General features: G+C 45.7%; 16 protein-coding genes. 8 read left to right on the top strand and 8 right to left on the bottom strand.

The annotated features are described in order from the left end of the window. Positions 1 to 137: 137 nt before the first annotated feature. Positions 138 to 959, bottom strand: a complete 822-nt coding sequence (locus tag AC1RR2_RS07745; protein WP_493221686.1) for a BPSS1780 family membrane protein — start codon at positions 957 to 959, stop codon at positions 138 to 140. Positions 960 to 1,230: 271 nt separating this feature from the next. Here AC1RR2_RS07745 and AC1RR2_RS07740 point away from each other — a divergent pair, with 271 nt between their 5' ends. From AC1RR2_RS07740 to AC1RR2_RS07705, 8 genes are all read left to right on the top strand, one after another. Then, a complete protein-coding gene (locus AC1RR2_RS07740; RefSeq protein WP_493221685.1) occupies positions 1,231 to 2,277 on the top strand; it encodes a KpsF/GutQ family sugar-phosphate isomerase in 1,047 nt (348 codons plus the stop codon). Further along, positions 2,277 to 2,831: a KdsC family phosphatase gene (locus tag AC1RR2_RS07735; protein ID WP_493221684.1), complete on the top strand. Its 555-nt coding sequence runs from the start codon at positions 2,277 to 2,279 to the stop codon at positions 2,829 to 2,831. Before AC1RR2_RS07740 ends, AC1RR2_RS07735 begins: the two co-directional genes overlap by 1 nt. Then, positions 2,821 to 3,459, top strand: coding sequence for an LPS export ABC transporter periplasmic protein LptC (lptC, locus tag AC1RR2_RS07730; protein WP_493221683.1), 639 nt, complete (start codon positions 2,821 to 2,823; stop codon positions 3,457 to 3,459). Before AC1RR2_RS07735 ends, lptC begins: the two co-directional genes overlap by 11 nt. Positions 3,460 to 3,522: 63 nt before the next feature. Beyond that, positions 3,523 to 4,110, top strand: a complete 588-nt coding sequence (lptA, locus tag AC1RR2_RS07725; RefSeq protein ID WP_493221682.1) for a lipopolysaccharide transport periplasmic protein LptA — start codon at positions 3,523 to 3,525, stop codon at positions 4,108 to 4,110. Beyond that, positions 4,107 to 4,853: an LPS export ABC transporter ATP-binding protein gene (gene lptB, locus AC1RR2_RS07720; protein WP_493221681.1), complete on the top strand. Its 747-nt coding sequence runs from the start codon at positions 4,107 to 4,109 to the stop codon at positions 4,851 to 4,853. Before lptA ends, lptB begins: the two co-directional genes overlap by 4 nt. A gap of 15 nt (positions 4,854 to 4,868) precedes the next feature. Further along, positions 4,869 to 6,356, top strand: coding sequence for an RNA polymerase factor sigma-54 (locus AC1RR2_RS07715; RefSeq protein ID WP_493221680.1), 1,488 nt, complete (start codon positions 4,869 to 4,871; stop codon positions 6,354 to 6,356). Positions 6,357 to 6,484: 128 nt separating this feature from the next. Beyond that, complete coding sequence (gene hpf, locus AC1RR2_RS07710; RefSeq protein WP_422998535.1) at positions 6,485 to 6,838, top strand: ribosome hibernation-promoting factor, HPF/YfiA family; 354 nt, start codon at positions 6,485 to 6,487, stop codon at positions 6,836 to 6,838. A 172-nt stretch (positions 6,839 to 7,010) separates the two neighbouring features. Further along, positions 7,011 to 8,102, top strand: coding sequence for an enoyl-CoA hydratase/isomerase family protein (locus AC1RR2_RS07705; RefSeq protein ID WP_493221679.1), 1,092 nt, complete (start codon positions 7,011 to 7,013; stop codon positions 8,100 to 8,102). A 76-nt stretch (positions 8,103 to 8,178) separates the two neighbouring features. Here the strand turns inward: AC1RR2_RS07705 and AC1RR2_RS07700 are convergent, their stop codons facing one another. The 7 genes from AC1RR2_RS07700 to AC1RR2_RS07670 all read right to left on the bottom strand — a co-directional run bounded on the left by AC1RR2_RS07700 (position 8,179) and on the right by AC1RR2_RS07670 (position 18,948). Then, positions 8,179 to 8,871: a DUF4197 domain-containing protein gene (locus AC1RR2_RS07700; protein WP_493221678.1), complete on the bottom strand. Its 693-nt coding sequence runs from the start codon at positions 8,869 to 8,871 to the stop codon at positions 8,179 to 8,181. Positions 8,872 to 8,951: 80 nt separating this feature from the next. After that, positions 8,952 to 10,103: a deoxyguanosinetriphosphate triphosphohydrolase gene (locus AC1RR2_RS07695; protein WP_493221677.1), complete on the bottom strand. Its 1,152-nt coding sequence runs from the start codon at positions 10,101 to 10,103 to the stop codon at positions 8,952 to 8,954. Between the two features lie 27 nt (positions 10,104 to 10,130). Next, positions 10,131 to 11,828: a bifunctional shikimate kinase/3-dehydroquinate synthase AroKB gene (gene aroKB / locus AC1RR2_RS07690; protein WP_493221676.1), complete on the bottom strand. Its 1,698-nt coding sequence runs from the start codon at positions 11,826 to 11,828 to the stop codon at positions 10,131 to 10,133. A 46-nt stretch (positions 11,829 to 11,874) separates the two neighbouring features. Beyond that, positions 11,875 to 15,522, bottom strand: coding sequence for a beta strand repeat-containing protein (locus AC1RR2_RS07685; protein ID WP_493221675.1), 3,648 nt, complete (start codon positions 15,520 to 15,522; stop codon positions 11,875 to 11,877). 74 nt (positions 15,523 to 15,596) lie between these two features. Beyond that, positions 15,597 to 17,714, bottom strand: coding sequence for a type IV pilus secretin PilQ (locus AC1RR2_RS07680; RefSeq protein ID WP_493221674.1), 2,118 nt, complete (start codon positions 17,712 to 17,714; stop codon positions 15,597 to 15,599). A gap of 32 nt (positions 17,715 to 17,746) precedes the next feature. Beyond that, positions 17,747 to 18,280, bottom strand: a complete 534-nt coding sequence (locus tag AC1RR2_RS07675; protein ID WP_493221673.1) for a pilus assembly protein PilP — start codon at positions 18,278 to 18,280, stop codon at positions 17,747 to 17,749. Continuing rightward, on the bottom strand, positions 18,277 to 18,948 hold the full coding sequence (locus AC1RR2_RS07670; protein WP_493221672.1) for a type IV pilus inner membrane component PilO: 672 nt from the start codon (positions 18,946 to 18,948) through the stop codon (positions 18,277 to 18,279). The genes AC1RR2_RS07675 and AC1RR2_RS07670 overlap by 4 nt, the downstream gene beginning before the upstream one ends. Positions 18,949 to 18,953: the final 5 nt, after the last annotated feature.

The raw sequence follows: 18,953 nt of genomic DNA, 5'->3' as shown, positions 1-18,953 counted from the left end.
AGAATTCAAGTAAATCTGTAAAAAGCCGACCACACCACTTCCGATCGATGGTGGCTCACAAAGAACTGCTAGTCGTGACGAAAAAAAACGCAGAGCAATTTCACTCTGCGTTCTTTCCGTCATAAATCGTGGTGAATTTATTTCAAGAAAATATCACGGTAAGCCGCATACATAGCGCCAATCAAAACCGGACCAAGTACCAACCAGCCCAAGCCTAAAGGAATCGTAGCGATAATCGCAAATACGATATACAAGACAAAAAACACTAAAAATGCGACCCAATTTTTCAAGCTAGCTTTCAAACTCGTCATTAAGGCATCAATAGGGGCGACATTGTGAAACACCACCAAGGCGGGTGCGAACCAGATCGCCATTGCCATAGGAATTGAAATAATGATTGCGACCAAAGCGAAGCCCAAGATGGCAGTAATGCCTAATCCCAACAAACCAGCACCGCCGCTCATCCCAGCACCAGTTAACGCTCCTGTCGCTATCGCGCCGCCAAATAACAAAGCAGCAAAGATACCTGCAACAACCGTAATCAATAAAATCGCGATCATCCAAAACAAGCCCAATAATGCCAAGGGCCCAAACTTGTCTTTAAACCCCGCAAAGAGGAAATCAAACGTTACCGTTCGTCCTTCTTTTTGCGCTTGGCATGCCAACATCAAGCCACCAAAAAATACAGGCATTAACAAATTCGACGCCAGACTTCCAAGCACAGGTACAAATGCCAGTACCATCATTATCAAAAATAACACGACCACCATACCGATCCAGACACCGGCATTGGCCTTAAACTGATCAAAACCATAGCCATACCAAGCGGTCGCGCGTCCCGCATCAATGGAATTGCCATCTTGATTAAATTGAGCACCATCCGAAGTGACTTGGGACGCTATGACTTGCGCCGCTGGATCGGAAGAACTACTGTTAGGATCTACTGAATATGGATTCATAGTATGACTTTCACAAAATAAACTGCTGACTAGACTTAAGAATAAGCTTGAAAAAAACTTCGAACCAAGACAAGGATAAATACGAAAAATCCTATGCGCAAAAGTATCCTTGATTACATTTTAATTTACAAGCTTGGCAATTCTTTCTACCCGTGCAAATTCAAAATCGAACATTTACCCAACACATTGATCTTGAATTTGTTCGATTTGAGAAAATCATTTTAATTCTGGCAGAGTTCTTGCTTGTTCGTATTTGGTTTATACTCTGAGTATGAGCACACTAATTTCTTCCTCCCCGACTCCATTCTCTGGCGCATCTGAGACAACTTCAGAGCAGACTACTAGCCATGCTTTGCAACTAGCGTGCGAGACACTGCAAATCGAAGCAGATGCCATTTTAAATCTCAAGCAACGATTAGCAGGCAGCGACGCGCATAGTTTTTGTGCCGCGCTGTCTATGCTATTACATTGCAATGGCCGGGTTGTCGTGTCCGGAATAGGTAAGTCAGGACATATTGCACGAAAAATTGCAGCGACATTTGCCTCAACCGGAACCCCATCATTCTTTGTCCATCCTGCCGAAGCGGCACATGGCGATCTTGGCATGGTGACAGCGCAGGATGTTTTTATTGCGATATCTTATTCTGGTGAAGCCGGCGAACTGATAGCTATCCTGCCGATATTAAAGCGGCTAGGCGTCAAGCTCATCGCGTTCACAGGCAATCCTGAGTCTACCTTGGCCAAATTGGCGGATATCCACTTAAGTGTGCATGTAGAAAAAGAAGCCTGCCCTTTGAATCTAGCTCCGACCGCCAGTACCACGGTGACCTTAGCTTTAGGCGATGCCTTAGCGGTAGCGGTATTAGACGCACGTGGTTTTAAAGAAGAGGATTTTGCACGCTCACATCCGGGCGGCGCACTAGGTCGACGATTGCTCACGCACGTCAGAGACATCATGCGAACTGGTGCGGCGATTCCACAAGTCACGCCCGATACTAAACTCACCAGCGCCTTGCTCGAAATTACACAAAAAGGTATGGCGATGACGGCGATCGTTGATGGCGACAATCGCATTGTTGGCGTATTCACCGATGGCGATCTGCGCCGAATGATGGAAAAACAAAGTAATTTTTCCGATCTTAGTATCGCTGATGTGATGGCAAAGAATCCACGTACCGTTCGCCCAGAGCAATTAGCGGTTGAAGCAGTCGAAGTGATGGAGACGCATCGTATCAATCAACTACTAGTTGCAGATGCCGAAGGTAAATTGGTAGGCGCTTTGCATATTCACGACTTAACCCGTGCCAAGGTGATTTAATGAGCGAAATCACTTTCGCCGCAGCGAAAATAAAAGCCGCCCAAGTGCGCTTGATGATATTTGACGTTGACGGCATTTTGACCGATGGCAGTTTACATTTTGCACCTCAGGGCGAGATGATAAAGACCTTCAATGTATTAGATGGCCAAGGCATTAAATTGTTACAGCAAGCGGGTATTGCAACCGCGATTATCAGTGCCCGACAATCCGCCATAGTCTCAAAGCGCGCCTCGGATCTGGGTATTAGCCACGTGATGCAAGGCATACATGATAAGAAATCGGCCTTTGTGCAATTGACGCATGATTTAGGGTTTGCGCACGAACATTGCGGCTTCATTGGCGACGATGTAATTGATCTGCCAATTCTATTGCGCGTAGGCTTCGCTGCCAGTGTGCCGAATGGGCATCAGGAAGTGCGAACGCGAGTTGACTATGTGACTCAGGCCAGCGGCGGACGCGGTGCTGCACGCGAAGTCTGTGATTTCATTTTGAAAGCGCAAAACAAGTATGAAGCAGCATTAGCACCATTTTTGGATGTAAAGAATGACGGCTGATCGTATCCGTATATGGCTTGGCGTCGCACTACTTGGGCTATTAATGCTAGGTAGTTTTTGGGCTTATGAAGTCATGCGCAGAAATAGCGAAGAGCGCGCCAACGGCACCAAAGTGCGTAGCGAACCGGATTATTTCGTAGAAGATTTTAATTTTGTCAGACTATCGCAATCGGGAAAGACGAATTATCGCGTCACAGGTGAAAAGTTGACTCACTTTCCGCAAGAAGATGAATTCGAAATTCTGCAACCGCGTATTGTGAGTATCGATGAAGACAAAACACCGATGTTAATTCGCGCGGACCGCGCCATCGTGAAACAGAAAGTCAAAGAATCCGCTAACGCGACACCTGAAGACCAGATTCACATGATGGACAATGTGGTCATAGAAAGAGCAAAAAGCGCGCGCACCGCCGCGATCATCATGGAAACGAGTTCTTTAATTCTTTATCCTGATAGTGAAAAAATGAAAACGGATGCGCGCGTCAAAATGACCACCATAAGAGCAACGATCAGCGCGTATGGTATGGAAGCAAATAACACTGACCAAAAAGTCCATTTCTTAAAGAATGTACATATTGAAATAGAGAATAAGATTGAAAATAAGGTAGTAAGCAAGGTGGGGAAATAACTGTGCTTTTGTATAGTTAGCCCACGCTGAATTACTATGAAATTAATGGTAAAGGATCAAAACATGCATCTTGCAATCAAGTCCACCGCGCGTTTTTTAAGCTTGGCTGGTAGCGCACTTTTACTCACGACTACACTGGTTCAGTCTGCGAATGCAGAAAAAGCGGACAGCCAAAAAAAGACCTTAATTAACGCCGAACATACTGTCTACGACGGCAAGACTGGCACCAAAACACTGGCAGGCAATGTCGAACTGACTCGTGGCACTTTATTAATTAAAGCAGAGAATGCGATAGAGACTGAAACAGCGGATGGTGGCATGGTAATTTTAACTGGCCGACCAGGCAATCAAGTGTTTTTCCGTCAAAAACGTGATGGTGGAACGGATTTATGGATTGAAGGTGCAGCGGATAGAGTTGAATACGATAAGAAAACTGAAGTCGTAAAATTTATTACGAAAGCCAACGTTCGCTATCTGAGTCAACAAAAAATGACGCAAGAGCAAAATGGCGAATTTTTGTCGTATGACAGTATTAACGATGTGTTTACCGCGACTAACTCCGCTTCAGGAAAACGTATACCTGGCGGGGGGCGCGTGACTATTACCTCCGAACCTAAGCAAGCAAAAACCGAAGTTAAAAAAGAAAAATGACTACCAGCACTCTCGTAATCCAAGGCCTGCAAAAACGCTATGGCATGCGCCAGGTAGTTCGTGACGTCTCGCTACAAGTTAAAAGTGGTGAAGTAGTTGGCTTATTGGGGCCGAACGGCGCTGGTAAAACTACCTCCTTCTACATGATCGTTGGCCTGGTGCCGTCCGATGCCGGCAAGATTGATGTCGACGGCACAGATATTTCTCATTTGCCGATTCATCAAAGAGCCCGCTTAGGTCTCTCTTATTTACCACAAGAAGCATCGGTCTTTCGTAAGCTATCGGTGGAAGACAATGTGCGTGCGGTACTCGAGTTGCAACATGACGCCGCCGGTAAGGCGCTGTCAAAAAAAGAAATCGAGCAGCGCTTAAATACGCTGTTAGAGGAATTGCAAATTGACGGCCTGCGTGAAAGCCCGGCACGCGCTTTATCCGGTGGTGAACGACGCCGCGTAGAGATTGCACGTGCACTCGCCACCAATCCACGCTTTGTATTGCTCGACGAACCTTTCGCTGGCGTTGACCCAATTGCAGTGATTGAAATTCAGCGCATCGTGCGTTTTTTAAAAGAACGCGACATCGGCGTGTTGATCACTGATCACAATGTACGTGAAACTTTGGGCATTTGTGATCACGCCTATATCATTAATCAAGGCTCAGTGTTAGCAAGTGGGCGCCCCGATGAAATCATCACCAATGAGACTGTACGACGAGTCTACTTGGGTGAACATTTCCGCATGTAAGCGATTGGTACAAGCATGAAGCAGAGCTTACAGCTACGCACCTCACAACATTTGGCTTTAACGCCACAATTGCAGCAATCAATACGATTGCTGCAATTATCTACCTTGGAATTACACCAAGAATTAGAAGTGTTGTTGACGGAAAATCCTTTATTAGAGCGCGTTGATGACGCGCTCGATAATGCCGTGCGCTTACTGGCTGATGGCTGCATCAATAATGCAACACAGCAAAACGAAAACGAATTCCAAACCGCAGAAAAAACGTCCGACAATAGCAGTAGTGCCGAAGCTGTCACGGAACAGGTCGCCGATGGCGAAGCAGCACCTGCCAACAATGATGACTGGAGCTTCGACGATGCGCCTGGCAGCAGCACTAAATCCAACAACGATGAAGAAGACGGTCGCCCGCAACTAGAAGCCGCGCAAACCACTTTAAGAGAACATTTGCTAGAACAAATGCGTCTAAATATCAGAGAGCCGCGTGACCGCGCACTGATAGAATTAATCATTGATGCCATCGACGAAAATGGTTATTTGTGCGAGAGCCTAGATGAAATCCATGAAAGTCTACCCATAGATCTTTGCGTGGAAATAGAGGAACTACAGTTCGCTTTAAGCATGTTGCAAAGCTTCGAGCCTGAAGGTGTAGGCGCACGCAATACGGCTGAATGTTTAGCACTGCAAATCAAACGTTTCCCCAAGATTCCCTTTGTAACACGCCGCCTCGCACTGCAAATCGTCGAGCAATATTTACCCCTATTTGCCCAGCGCGATTTCACTAAACTACGCAAATTCTTGCAATGCGATGATGAAGATTTACGTGAGGCGCAAGTCGTAATCCGCCAATGCAACCCTAAACCTGGCTTGGCTTTCGCGATTGCAAAATCGGACTACGTAGTACCTGATGTTGTGGTTAAGAAAATTGGCGATGAATGGCAAGTCATGCTCAACCGCGACGTGATGCCACGACTGCGCATTAATCAGATGTACGCTGGTTTAATGAAACAACAACGGGGTGACCCTAGCCTTAATCCGCAACTACAAGAAGCGCGCTGGCTGATCAAAAATATGCGCCAACGATTCGACACTATTTTGCGTGTGGCGCAAGCCATAGTGGAAAGGCAATATAATTTTTTCACGCATGGCGCCGTCGCAATGAGACCCCTTGTTTTGCGCGAAATAGCTGATACACTAGGATTACACGAGAGCACTATTTCACGTGTAACAACTCAGAAATTTATGCTGACTCCGCACGGCATGTTTGAGTTGAAGTATTTTTTCGGTAGTCACGTCGCAACGGAAACCGGTGGAGAAGCATCTTCCACAGCGATACGGGCACTGATCAAACAATTAATAGGAGAAGAAGACCAGAAAAAACCCCTCTCGGATAGCAAGATCGCCGACATATTGGGAGAACAAGGCATGGTCATCGCGCGCCGTACTGTTGCAAAGTACCGCGAGGCTCTGAAAATTCCCCCAGTCAGTCTAAGAAAATCTTTATAAACCAGTTCTTGAAATATTGTTTTCTATCGTTATATATGATTTAGCTCAAAACAAATTTCTGCCAATGAGCGATCGTATTGACTGGCAATATAGAAGCAAATAAAGCAATATCACCATAGGAGCGTAGTATGAATCTCACCATCAGTGGACACCACGTCGAAGTTACTCCTGCAATTCGTGAATATGTACAAAGCAAGCTAGAGCGGGTAAGACGACACTTCGATCAAGTCATTGATATCGCCGTCATCCTGACGGTTGATAAGCTCCGGGAAAAGGACAAACGCCACAAAGCCGACATTAATTTACATCTCAGCGGTAAAGATATTCATGTAGAAAGTTTGGCACACGATTTGTATGCTGCCATCGACACCTTAATTGACAAACTCGATCGCCAGGTCATCAAACACAAGGATAAAATTCAAGACCATCAACATGATGCGATCAAACATATTCCTGATCCTGCTTCTACACAACTAGATTAATTCAGAATACCGACTCATCATTTTGATGATCCTAGGACGCTTTTTAGCGTCCTTTTTTGTGTCTGTAAATTTGAAGAGTTCGAGAATATTCACTTTATAAAGTGCCAGTTTTTCTCATCTATTGCTTTGTCCCGTAAGGTAAAATTCAATATCGCTATTTTTGATAAACAAAATGAACTCACACGTCATCACCGAAATTCGCAATCATGTTGGCATTATTACTTTAGATCGCCCCAAGGCATTAAACTCCCTGTCTTTAGACATGGTGCGTGCGCTTACTGCCACTTTACGCAATTGGCATAACGATCCCGATATTCATGCTGTATTCATTCACAGCAGCAGCGAAAAAGCTTTTTGTGCCGGGGGTGATATTCGTTTTTTCTACGATGTTGGCACCTTAACGCCTATGGGTGACAGTGCGCTATTAGAAGACTTCTTCACAGAAGAATATGCGCTCAATCATCTAATTCATTTCTACCCAAAACCTTACATCGCTTTGATGAATGGCGTAGTCATGGGCGGCGGTATGGGCATCGCCCAATCAGGCGTAGCCAGTCGTTTGCGCATCGTCACCGAACGTACCAAAATGGCGATGCCCGAAGTAAATATTGGCTTATTTCCGGACGTAGGCGGCGGTTACTTTCTAAATCAAACACCGGGAGAAATTGGCACTTATTTAGGCCTTACCGGAGAAATAATTCAAGCAAGCGATGCGATCTATGCCAACTTAGCGGACGTCTATATTCCGACCACACAAATTCCAGCGTTGATGGACTTAATTGCACACAACACGGACGCAGATTTACGCATTGCGATTAGACGATTTGCAGCACAATTTGAACATGACATTGCACCAAGCGATTGTCAGTTGGCACAACATCGAAGGGAAATCGATCGACATTTTGCTGGCAATAATTTACAAGATATCTGTGCCTCACTTGCGAACGAGAAAATGGAATTCGCGACAAAAACACTTAGCACTATGCGCAAACGTTCGCCGCTTTTAATGGCGGTCACCTTAGAGCAATTACGTCGCTGCAAATTAAAGTCCGTCGCCGATTGTTTACGTCTGGAGCGCACGATGGTACGCCATTGTTTCAAGCATGGCGAGGTGTTAGAAGGTGTGCGCGCCTTGGTCGTCGATAAAGACAATATGCCGAAATGGTTACCTGCTACTGTTGCTGAAGTCAATCAAGAAATGATTGATCAATTCTTTGCAGAAGTATGGCCAAGCTATGCCCATCCCTTGGCGCACTTGCCGTAAGACCAAGCTTATTTTTGGCATAAAAAAAGCCGAAGATGCATGAGCATCTTTCGGCTTTTTTCAATTGCGTGACAGACTATTTCAGCAAACCAAATACTTTACCTATGATCTTACTACCGGCTGCCAAAGGATCTTGGCGTATCGCTTTTTCTTCTTCAGCAATCATCGTATAGAGTGCATCAACTGCACGGTTACTGACATAAGATTCTACCGTCGCTTCTTTCTCTGGCACAGCACCCAGTTTTTGTGCTTTGCCCATAACAGCATTGTACTTGGTCGATAATCCAACCTTATCGGTAACACCTTTGACCAAAGGTAGAAATTTGGCGTTTAAAGACGCAGAGGTTTTTTCACGAAAAAAATTCGTAACCGATGTGTCGCCACCGCTCAAGATATTTTTCGCATCGGTAACCGACATACTTTTCACGGCATCCATCAGCAAGGGCTTTGCCATAGGCACTGCTGATTCTGCTGCACGATTCATGGCGACGACTAACTCATCTAATTGCTTACTTTGCCCACTCAATTTCAATAAAGGACGTGCCTTTTCTAGCATCGATGGCAGCGGGATTTTTACTTTGTCGTTCCCTAAAAAGCCGTCCGCAGCACCGAGCTTTTTTAAGGCGGCATTGGCACCTGTTTCTAACGCTGCCTTTAAACCAGCATTCGCATCTTGGTTGCTAAGCTTACTCAAATCTGCAGCCTGTGCGTGTAAGGCTGCGCACGCCACGACGATCACACTGGCACTATGTTTTATCCATGTTTTCATTTTGTGTCCTTACGATTGAGCAACTTGCAATTTAGAATTTTCTCAAAAACTTCTTACTATACTTAGGCAGACGCCAGACCTTAAACTTCTTCTATCAAGAACAAACGCTTATGTTCACGAATCGCAAAACGATCTGTCATGCCCGCAATATAGTCGGCAATGCGCCGTGCTTGCAGCAATTTCGTCTGTTCACTATGCCTACCTGACTGGACCTGATAGTCAGGCGGAACTAAATTCGTCTGTGCCATCATCACTGCAAATAGTTCTCGCACAGTATTCTTGGCTTTATGGCTCATACGATTCACCAAATAATGCCGATATAGATGCTCGTATAAAAACTGTTTCAATGATTTGGCATCTTGGTAGATAGCATCTGAAAACGCCATCATCGCGGGAAGCGCACGCACATCATCAATCGACTTCGGTGCCGCTTCGCGAATGCGTTGCTGCGCGGTCTGAGTCAAGTCGCTAATTAACATATTAATCATGCGCCGTATCGTCTCTGAAATCGCACGCCGACCGCCTATGCCGGGATAAGTATCATCAACTTCACGACGAAAGCGGGCGTAACAATCGACTTCCATCAATTGTGCTTCAGTTAACAAACCAGAGCGCAGGCCATCATCAATATCGTGATTATTGTAGGCAATTTCGTCAGCCAGATTCGTGAGCTGTGCCTCCAGACTCGGTTGCGTCTTATGAATGAAGCGTAGACCCAATTCCCCCAACTCCCTGGCATTATTTAATGAGCAGTGCTTCAGTATGCCTTCGCGCGCTTCGAACGTTAAATTCAAGCCTTCAAAACTGGCATAGCGCTCTTCTAAAGTATCGACGACTCGCAGGCTCTGTAGATTATGTTCAAAGCCACCATAATCCTTCATACAGGCATTCAAAGCATCCTGTCCAGCGTGACCAAAGGGTGTGTGGCCTAAATCATGCGCTAAAGAAATCGCTTCCACCAAATCCTCATTCAAACGTAGATTTCTGGCGATCGAACGTGCGATTTGGGCGACTTCAATACTATGTGTGAGACGAGTACGAAACAGATCACCCTCGTGATTGACGAAAACCTGGGTTTTATATTCTAGACGACGAAATGCCGCACTATGAATAATGCGGTCTCTATCGCGTTGAAATTCGGAGCGAGAACCAGGACTAGGCTCCGCGAAACGCCGTCCCTTAGTTTGCGCAGATTGTGCAGCGTAAGGGGCTAGATGCGTATCGGTGAACATACTGTCCTCGGTTATTTTATGCAGACATCAGGTGGGCAAAATACAGGCGTTAAGTGTCGCCAACAGGGTGGCTTGTGGGACTTGGGTGATGATACTCTGACCCAGTGGTTTAAGCAGAATGAATTTGATTTGACCGCCTTCATTTTTCTTATCTACTTCCATCAGATCTAGCCAGACCTGCTCGCCCAAATCAGGCGCAACAGTGGGTAATCCAGCAGCTTCGACTACTTTACTAATTCGTACTTTGCTCACATAGTCAATATAACCAAGCCGATAGGACAAGTCGGCCGCCATCACCATCCCGCATCCGACTGCCTCACCGTGCAGCCATTTGCCATAACCAAGGCCAGACTCAATCGCATGTCCGAAAGTATGACCAAAGTTCAAGATAGCGCGTAAGCCACCTTCTCTCTCATCCTGGCGCACAACATTGGCTTTGATTTCGCAGGAGCGCAATACCGCATATGCCAATGCTGCCGGATCTTTGGCGCGTAATTTTTCAATGTTGGTTTCTATCCAATCGAAGAATGCGAGATCGATAATCGCACCATGCTTGATCACCTCAGCTAAACCGGCCGACAATTCGCGATCGGGTAAGGTATTTAAACTGGAAATATCTGCAATCACAGCTTGCGGCTGATAGAAGGCGCCTATCATATTTTTACCGAGCGGATGATTAATGCCGGTCTTGCCACCAACCGAAGAATCAACCTGCGCTAGCAAAGTAGTCGGGATCTGAACAAAGGGAATGCCGCGCATATAGGCAGACGCGGCGAAACCAGTCATATCGCCGATTACGCCACCGCCCAAGGCCAATAGAGTCGTTTTGCGATCACACTTTTTCGCCAACAATGCATCAAACACTAACATCAGACTTTCCCAGGTTTTATGCTCTTCTCCGTCCGAAAGTACGATCGCTTCGACTTGTTTGCCGAGCTGGTTTAATTGAATTTGCAAAGATTCAAGGTAAAGCGGTGCGACCACGGTATTGGTCACAATCACGACACGTTGTCCTTTGATTCGTTCTTGCAACAAGCTGGCATTCGCTAGGAGGCTTTGACCAATAGTAATTGGATAGGCACGCTCACCTAATTCGACGTTCAAGGTATGTGCTTGCGCTGATTCAAATTCCATATTTGACTTTGATTTAGCTATAGGATTGATTTGCCTTGCGACCTGTTGCGCTAGGCCATCAGCGGTAACCGATGCGACTGACTCGGCAGGCATTTTTTCGATGATCGTCTGCACCAGGGTTTGCAATTGGGGTTGCCCAGTTTCGATGATGATATGAGCCACCTCACGATACAAAGGATCACGCTGATGCTCAAGCTCTTCCAGTTTTTTGCGGGGATCTGCGGTACGCAATAAAGGCCGTTTTTTATCGTGCCGGGTTCTGTGCAAAATACTGCTGATACCGGCCTTCAAGTAAACCACCGTTCCACGTGTATGGAGAATGGCACGACTTTGTGGATTAAGAATCGCACCGCCGCCAGTGGCCAGCACGATGCCATCTTGTTGGCACAGGTCACGAATCACATCAGCTTCACGCTGACGAAAACTAGCCTCGCCTTCAATCTCAAAAATCACTGAGATAGCGACACCAGTACGTGCCTCTATCTCATGATCAGAATCCACAAATCGCTTATTAAGTTTTTTTGCTAGGGCTCTGCCAACTGTTGTTTTGCCAGAGCCCATCAGACCTACTAAAAAAATATTATTTTTCACTAAAGTTCACTAAATACCTAATTCAGTTCCTGCAATAACTGTTCAATTAATTTCCACAACCGTCGGTTCCGCCAACACCTTTTGAGTTATCACGAATCACCACTGTGCTTGTAGCACTTGATCCCACACTATCTAATGCTGTCACCGTCACAGTGTATGTCGATCCGCGCTGATAGACACTACTGAGGTCTACAGGGTGAATGCAGCGATTACCTTGAGAACCAACACTTACCGTAATTAGCGCACCGGATATAGTTACGTCTGATTTCACCAAGTCACTAGTAAACACTCTATATGGCCCAGTTCCGCCTTTGATTTGTAAGCTAAATGCAGCGGAATTATCCTCGCCAATTTCTAAAGTCGATGGAGAAATTCGCAAAGAAGAACTTGCAGCGTTCGCACTGATAGTCACTTTTTTGACTTGGCCTTGCGCGTCAGTGATAGAGACGATGGTCGATCCAACATTTAACAAAGTTGCCGTAAATGTTCCACCTGAAGCCGCCACTGTTGTCGGTCCGACAGTTGCAATACTTGGGTTGTTATTCGCTACAGTATACGGCGCAGTTCCTCCAGATATCGTGTAACTCAGTACATCTCCAACTGAACCAGTAGAGTCCCCAGGGAGTATGTCAATCGGAACTATCGCGGTCGGAGACACATTAATCGCTATCGAAACTGGTGTTCCAAGAGAGTCACGCACAACTACCGTCGCAGATCCTGTAGTTCCACCGGTGATAGTAAAACTAGAAGCAAAACTTCCCGAAGGGACGATAGCGACCTTTGTATCGCTCGATGTGATCGTATAAGGCCCACTGCCACCTCCAGCCACATAAGTTGCCGTCACGCCAGTTCCTATCGTAATACTTGTAGGTGCCGTAGTGAACAGAGGCACTGCTGTACCGACATTCACGTTGATAGAAACTGTCGCACCTCTCGCATCGCGAATAGAAATAGTAGCTGTACCAACCAAATTACCTGTTACGGTAAAAGTCGTCAAACCAGGAACGATAGAGGCGACTAAAACATTGCTTGAAGTAACGACATAAGGGCCTGTTCCACCACCAATTGAGTAAGTCACCCCAGAACCGCCAGTACCAATCGAAATATTGGCTGGCGCTGTAGTGTATAAAGGAATTGCTGCCGCACCACTCACGTTGACGTTCACTACTACGCTGACGCCTAAGGAGTCACGAACCGTTACTGTCGCAATACCAGGAGCAACCGACGTAATACTAAAATTCGAAGCGAAAGTGCCACTCGGTGTTGCAGTTACCACAGAAGTATCACTCGATGTAACGGTGTAAGGCCCAGTACCACCACCAGCAACATAACTAGCCCCAGCCCCAGTACCCAAAGTAAGGCTTGAAGGTGCAGTGGTATAAAGTGGCGTTGCGATTCCGACTGAGACACTCACAATGACAACAGCGCCTTTCGCATCACGCACCGATATGGTAGCAACCCCAACCGCATTACCTGTTGCATTAAAGCCGGAGGCATTCAAACTTGCACTCACTACACTTGTATTGCTAGATGTCACTGTATATGGAGCCGATCCACCTCCAATGGTATAGTTTGCTCCCGCACCACCAACTCCGATTGCTACGCTTGACGGCGCAGAGGTGAACAATGGAACCGCTGAAGGCCCAGTAACAGTCGCGCTAAGGCTAACCAGCGCCCCAACTGAATCACGTACAGCGACTGTCGCAGATCCAGCTGCTACACCAGTAATAGTAAAGCTAGAGGTAAATGTTGAATTTGGTGTTACTGTCAAAACTGCGTTATCACTTGACGTTACCGTATACGGGGCGGTACCTCCACCTGCTGTAAATGTGGTCACAGTACCCGGTGTGGTTGTGACACTTGAAGGTGCTGTTGTAAACAGCGGCACACCAGCGCCTGTGCCGACAGTAACATTCACATTTAAAGTTGCACCTAAAGAATCACGAATCACCAGGACACCTGAACCTGTCGCCATACCCGTCACGGTGAACGAATTGGCACCAAAAGTGACACTGGCTACTCCTGTGTTGCTCGAGGTTACCGTATAAGGCGCAGTACCGCCGCCCAATGTATAAGGAATAGGTGCCCCGACTCCGATGGTGATATTTGCTGGAGCGGTTGTGTATAAAGGTGATGTGACACCGCCACTGACGGTAACATTAACTGTAATCTGCACGCCTACAGCGTCTTGCACCACCACCGATGCACTGCCAATAGAGATACCTTTAATACTAAAATTTGATCCACTATTCGTCACCTGTACAGCACCTGCATTACTCGAAGTCACAGTATAGGGAGCTGTGCCTCCACCAACCGTATAGTTTGCAGTGATGCCAGTGGCGACTGTGACTGCCGATGGCGCAGTTGAAAACAAGGGAACTACGACACCTGAGCCAACATTAACATTAATCGTAACAGTGGCGCCCAGCGAATCACTTAATATTACCCTTGCGGATCCAACTGCTACACCATTGATGGTTAATGTCGAACCAGATACCGATGCGGTCAATACCGCTGCGTTTGAACTACTTACAGAGTAAGGTGCTCGTCCACCGCCGATGCCAAAATTAGGTGCAGTGCCGGGTGCAACTACTAAATCGCCACCTGCGGTTGTGAATAAGGCCGTTGGCACACCAGTACCGACAGTAACATTAATCGTGAGGCTATTAGCACTAGAGTCAGTCACAACCACTTGTGCTTTGCCGGTTCCTACACCTGTAATTGTCAAATCATTACCGACCATAATTACAGAGGCGACTGAGGTGTTGCTACTTGCGGCGGAATATATGGTGGTGCCGCCGCCAACTTTATAACTACTCGATCCATTCAGTGCGACATTAATGTCAGAGGCAGCGGTTGAAAACAATCTATCGTTGCTACCAACTACCGCTTCAATTTTAACTTCTCGTCCAAATGTATCTTTCACGGTAATAAGTGCTTTACCGCCACTGCGACCGCTAATAATGAATTCGTTTTTGTTTGAAATCCCCACTGTCGCGACACTTTGATCACTACTTGAAATGGAATACACTTGGCTACCGCCACCAATTGAATATACGGCAGAACTCGCACCTATTTTCACCACTACTGAAGCCGGCGCTGTTGTGTACAGTTCGATTCCTGAGCCAACCGTAATTTCGGATTTTTTCAATCCACCAAGCGAATCTGCCATTGATATCGTGGCGGTCCCTGGCGCGATACCTGTGATGAAGAATTGTGAACCATTTTGCGTGACCGTGACAACCGCTGTATTGCTGCTAACTACTGAATAAATTCTACTACCGCCCCCCATAGCATAGGTAGTGGAATTGGAACCAACCGCTACGGTAATCTTTTCTGGCGCATTTGTAAAAAAATCAACCCCTGTACCTAAGGTCACTTGAATAATCACTTTAGCACCTGCAGCGTCATTAACCGTAACGGTTGCCGAGCCTGCTCCTGCGCCAGTAATTGTCAGTATCTTTCCGTTCACGCTAACAGTTGCGGCGCTAGAACTACTAGTAGCAATATACGCTGGGATACCGCCACCTATAGAGTAAGTTTGTACTTCCCCTGGTGCAATCGTGATTTTCTCCGCAGCAGTAGTAAATAAAACAGCACCACTAGTATTGCCGGGCGATCCGCCGCCACCTCCGCAGGCCGACAAAATAGTTAAAATTGTCAGTACAAGAACTGCGCGAATATACTTCATCATGGAACACCTATTAAATATTAATTGATACAAGGGACATTCTTACCTAATTCAGCAAGTAAATATAGCCCTATGGATTACTGATTTGCAAAACTACCGGTTAATTGAACTTTTGGTGTGATGAAAATCAATAGCTCAGTTTTATTATTTGTCTTACCGCTGGACTTAAACAAATTACCAAACAAAGGTATATCACCTAAAAATGGTATTTTGGTCACATCATTGCGCTCCTCTTGAGTATAAATACCGCCAAGGACTACGGTGCCACCGTTCTCCACCAGCACGTTCGTTTTAACTTGTTTAGTATTAATCACAGGACCACCGCGTGTTTCCTCACCACGACTATCCTTGTGCACATCGACACTCAAAATAATTGTTCCATCGGGCGTAATTTGTGGAGTCACGTCTAAGCTCAATGTTGCTTTTCTAAAGAAAATGGCAGTACCACCGCTTAAAGTGGCAATTTGGTAAGGAATTTCTTGACCCTGTTCGATGTGTGCAGGAGTTTGATCTGCAGTCACGACACGTGGACTGGAAATGATCTTTCCATCACCATCGGCTTCCAAGGCAGACAATTCCAAATTGAGGAAACGATTCGCAGCGGCAGAAAACAGACTAACCGCAAAACTACCCGCATCGAGACCGCCAATACCAGCCGCCGGAAGGTTGATGAATTGAGTATTGGGAACAAAACTTTTCTCAGTAATTTTTGCTTGTCCAGTTTGCTCACCAACGCCTAAATAATTACCCGTAATTGCGGCTCTTTGATTACCGGACATCTGAAAACCAACATCGCCACCTTTTAAGCCTCGCATATCAGCGAAGCCTAATTTTGCCCCGAGATTTTTACTGAACTTATTATCTGCTTCGACGATACGGGCTTCGATCACAACCTGCTTCGTTGCGACATCGATCTTTTGTATCAATTTGCGAATTTCTTCTAATTTCGAAGATACATCGGTGACAAACAACTGATTTGTTCTTGGTTCAGGTGACACACTTCCACGCTTCGATACCATGCGATTTGTTGGAGTCTCACCCAAAAACAATTTCACTAGGTTCTCTGCTTTTTGATACTTCAACTGAAAAGCTTCGGTCTTCAATGGTTCGAGTTCAGCAATTTGTGCCTTACGCTCCAGCTCCAGTTTTTCTTTAGTCTGCAATTCTTCTTTCGGCCCGATCAAAATTACATTGCCATTTTTGCGCATATCCAGATCTTTGATCTGCATGACGATTTCTAAGGCTTGATCCCACGGCGTATCGATTAGGCGTAAAGTCAGGTTACCAACTACAGAGTCGGTCGCTATGATATTGACCCCACCTTGCTCCGCAATAATTTGCAACGCGGCTCGCACATCGACATCTTGGAAATTCATACCAAATCGTTCGCCCTTATACCCTTGAGTTCCTTGGGTCAATTTATTCGGGTCTTCTTTAATCGGTTTAACTTCGATGACCAATTGTGTATCACTCTGATATACGCTGTGCTCCCACAAACCTTTAGGTTCGATTGTCATTCGCACATTTTCGCCTTTACGTTCTGTGCTTACTTTTTGTATAGGCGAACCATAGTCAGATACGTCCAAATTGCGTTTCAAAATTTCTGGCAAACTTACATTGAACAGATCGACCACAATCTTCTGTCCTTGCAATTTCGGATCGACAGCAATCTGATTACTAGGCAAATCAATAATAACGCGCCCCTCGCCGGCTACGCCGCGCCGAAAATCGATGTCACGAATACTTTGCTTAATATTAGTTTGCACTGCCTTATCAACGACAGCCAAACCGACAGAATTGACTGGTGTCGCTAATCCACCAGAACCGTCTATCGTTACAATCAATGAATTGCCCTCTACCAAAGTCGCATAATTCAATGACCTGTTTAAATTAAATACCAGCCTTGATCGTCCAGGAACCTCAATTAAATTTAAGTTGCGTACCTCACCCAAACCTATGTCGATAGCCGATTTACCAGTTGCATTAGTTGTATTAGCGAAGTCAAGAGAAATGCGAGCCGGATTTGCGATCGAAAATGCAATCGGATTCTTCTCAATCGGCTTTCTCAAGTTAATTTTGACAATGACATTAGCACCTTGCTGATTCGCTGTAATGGAATCTATCGAATTGTCATTTTGAGCAAAAACAGATTGGCTAGCCAAAACCAAACCCATAAAAAGAAACTTAATGCGCATGGCGCCCCTTGTGCTTTTATTAATTAATGCTATCATTTTTTCGCCTCTTGCAATTCTAAGCTTGCTTTTCGTTCAGTCCATTCACCGGTCGCATCTTGTACAGTCTCAACAATATCAATTTTCGAGTCGGTAATGCTCACTATCTTGCCAAAGTTTTGTCCGATATAACCACCTAAAACTGCGGGAAAAACCGCCTTCCCAACTTGTATCAAAGCCTGGAATGCTTTGCGATTATCGAAAGTTCCCACCATTCTCATAGCTTCTAGTGGGTAACCCTCCAATGCTTCCTTCGGTCTTTCAAAGTCTGGTTTTAAGCCATTGTCATTGGCCGCCTTTATTCGGGCGAAGACAACCATCAATTTACTCGCGTCAAACGGATCGATCAGATTGCCATGTGCATAAGAAACCGGAACAAATAATTTTGGCTCCGCAACTGGCTTTACGCGCACTTGTGTTTCTTTTTTGACCTGATCCATCCAGACTTTTAGATCGCCTACGCCATTATCACCACAGGCGCTTAGACAGATTAGTATCACAAGAGAACATAGCGTTTTTAATAAGCTCATTTCTTCGCTCCTTTCTCTTTTTCTTTCTTTTTCATCTCCTGCTGACTTGCGACTTCATCTGGATCCAAATAGCGGTAAGTCTTTGCAATCCCATCTAGGACTATGCCTGGTTTCTTCGCGTCCTTGCTGACAGAAAAAGTTAGGTTATTTAAAGTAATAATTCGCGGCAATTTTGCTATATCACTAACAAATTGACCTAAGTCGTGGTAATTAGATACCATCTGGATGTCAATGGGTAACTCTGCATAGTAATCTTTAACGACAACGGTACCTGGCTTAAACAAATCAAAACTAAGCCCACGCCCATTAGCGGCGGAGTTAATATCATCCAATAAAGCGCCCATCTCTGCGCTACTAGGTAACTGCTTCTCCATGCGCAATACATACTGATCCACAAGTTTCTTCTGCTCTTTTAAAGCCTCTAAACTGATAGACTGTTGCACTTTCGATTTGTAGGTGTCTTTTAATTTTTGCTCTTCTTGCTGACCACGATCAATCTCTTCAATTTGTGGATCCCAATAGAAGTACCATCCGGCGATCAATACCACTAATAACAAAGCAGCAGCAGCCATCATCCGGGGCACCACTGGCCACAAGCCAGGATGCAAGCCATTGAGATCACGGAACTGTGCCTCAATTGACTCTATCGATTCCTTAAAATTTGCCATATTTA

The organism is Undibacterium sp. GW821-FHT11H02 (genome assembly GCF_058808015.1).
This window is presented reverse-complemented; position numbering and strand designations above follow the sequence as displayed.

Coding starts and splice junctions, on each gene's coding strand:
- AC1RR2_RS07700 (WP_493221678.1), bottom strand. CDS start 8,871: ATGAAAACATGGATAAAACATAGTGCCAGTGTGATCGTCGTGGCGTGC.
- hpf (WP_422998535.1), top strand. CDS start 6,485: ATGAATCTCACCATCAGTGGACACCACGTCGAAGTTACTCCTGCAATT.
- AC1RR2_RS07745 (WP_493221686.1), bottom strand. CDS start 959: ATGAATCCATATTCAGTAGATCCTAACAGTAGTTCTTCCGATCCAGCG.
- lptC (WP_493221683.1), top strand. CDS start 2,821: ATGACGGCTGATCGTATCCGTATATGGCTTGGCGTCGCACTACTTGGG.
- AC1RR2_RS07705 (WP_493221679.1), top strand. CDS start 7,011: ATGAACTCACACGTCATCACCGAAATTCGCAATCATGTTGGCATTATT.
- AC1RR2_RS07695 (WP_493221677.1), bottom strand. CDS start 10,103: ATGTTCACCGATACGCATCTAGCCCCTTACGCTGCACAATCTGCGCAA.
- AC1RR2_RS07670 (WP_493221672.1), bottom strand. CDS start 18,948: ATGGCAAATTTTAAGGAATCGATAGAGTCAATTGAGGCACAGTTCCGT.
- AC1RR2_RS07715 (WP_493221680.1), top strand. CDS start 4,869: ATGAAGCAGAGCTTACAGCTACGCACCTCACAACATTTGGCTTTAACG.
- AC1RR2_RS07735 (WP_493221684.1), top strand. CDS start 2,277: ATGAGCGAAATCACTTTCGCCGCAGCGAAAATAAAAGCCGCCCAAGTG.
- lptB (WP_493221681.1), top strand. CDS start 4,107: ATGACTACCAGCACTCTCGTAATCCAAGGCCTGCAAAAACGCTATGGC.
- AC1RR2_RS07675 (WP_493221673.1), bottom strand. CDS start 18,280: ATGAGCTTATTAAAAACGCTATGTTCTCTTGTGATACTAATCTGTCTA.
- lptA (WP_493221682.1), top strand. CDS start 3,523: ATGCATCTTGCAATCAAGTCCACCGCGCGTTTTTTAAGCTTGGCTGGT.
- AC1RR2_RS07685 (WP_493221675.1), bottom strand. CDS start 15,522: ATGATGAAGTATATTCGCGCAGTTCTTGTACTGACAATTTTAACTATT.
- AC1RR2_RS07740 (WP_493221685.1), top strand. CDS start 1,231: ATGAGCACACTAATTTCTTCCTCCCCGACTCCATTCTCTGGCGCATCT.
- AC1RR2_RS07680 (WP_493221674.1), bottom strand. CDS start 17,714: ATGCGCATTAAGTTTCTTTTTATGGGTTTGGTTTTGGCTAGCCAATCT.